Source organism: Thermodesulfovibrionales bacterium (genome assembly GCA_026417875.1).
Classification (GTDB): Bacteria; Nitrospirota; Thermodesulfovibrionia; order Thermodesulfovibrionales; family CALJEL01; genus CALJEL01.
In genome coordinates this window covers 1-1,177 of record JAOACK010000105.1, presented here as the reverse complement: position 1 = coordinate 1,177, position 1,177 = coordinate 1, and the positions used below count along the sequence as shown (strand labels likewise).

Here is a 1,177-nt window from a genome sequence, read left to right as displayed (position 1 = left end):
CCTGCATACCATGCGTTAACTATGGTTCTGAGAAGACCAAAGGACAGTATGGCAGTTGCAATACCAAGGATGGTGAGGGTGGTTCTTAACTTATGTCTTGTCAGGTTTTTAAAAAGATATCTTAGAAATATCATCAATAAGCTCACCCTTATCGAGGTATTTTATGTTTTTTGCACATTTTGCAGCCCTCGGGTCATGGGTTACCATAATAATGGTCTTTTTAAGTTCTTCATTAAGTCTGTTAATCAAATCAAGCACCTGTAATGCAGAGTTTTTATCCAGATCGCCGGTGGGCTCATCGGCAACAATAATTGCAGGATCAGTTACAATAGCCCTTGCAATTGCGACCCTTTGTTGTTGTCCCCCTGAAAGCTGGTTAGGATAATGATCCTTTCTGTCGGATAATCCCACAAGTTCAAGGGCAAAGTCGGTATGTTCTTTTTTTTCGGTCTTTGATAGATTTGTCAGCATCAGCGGTAGCAAAACATTTTCATAGGCAGTCAGCACAGGGATAAGATTATAAAACTGAAATATAAAACCGACATTTAAAAGACGCCACTTAGTAAGCTCTTCTTCTGACAAATTTGAGATATTAACACCATTTACAATCACTTCTCCGCTATCGGCAGAATCAATACCCGCTATTATGTTTAGTAATGTGCTTTTTCCTGAACCAGATGGTCCCATCAAAGCGATAAAGTCTGCATCTTTAACGGTCAATGACAGATTAGAAAGGACCGGGATTATTTGTTCGTCTCTTTTATAGCTTTTATAGAGATTTTTGATTAATACTATATCTTTCAGGGAATCCAATTTTATTCCTCAATAACTTTAATTTTTGACCCATCCTTCAACCCTTTTGGTGGATTCAGTACCACTTTCTCACCATACTGCAAACCGCTTATAACTTCTGTATTTTCTTCAAACTCTCTGCCGGTAGCAATCTCTCTCTTTAAAGCTTTACTTTCTTTTATAATATAGACATAGCTTTTATTAGCTTCTTTCATAATAGCCTTTTTGTTTACCACCATTACAGGGTTAAGCTCTTCCTTTTTCAATTCTCTGCTTAGAAAAGACACCTTGGCACTCATATCCGGCACACCCCTGTCATCCTTACCTATAAAATCTATTTTTATTGCCACAGAAGCCTTCGTTCTGTCAACGGTAGGAATTATAC

The 1,177-nt window shown here is 37.9% G+C and carries 2 protein-coding genes; both read right to left on the bottom strand.

The window, feature by feature from the left end:
- Positions 1-108: 108 nt before the first annotated feature.
- Positions 109-813, bottom strand: a complete 705-nt coding sequence (locus N2257_10660) for an ABC transporter ATP-binding protein (protein MCX7794845.1) — start codon at positions 811-813, stop codon at positions 109-111.
- A gap of 2 nt (positions 814-815) precedes the next feature.
- Positions 816-1,177, bottom strand: a 362-nt coding sequence (locus N2257_10655; GenBank protein MCX7794844.1) for a hypothetical protein, incomplete at its 5' end; no start/stop codon positions are given.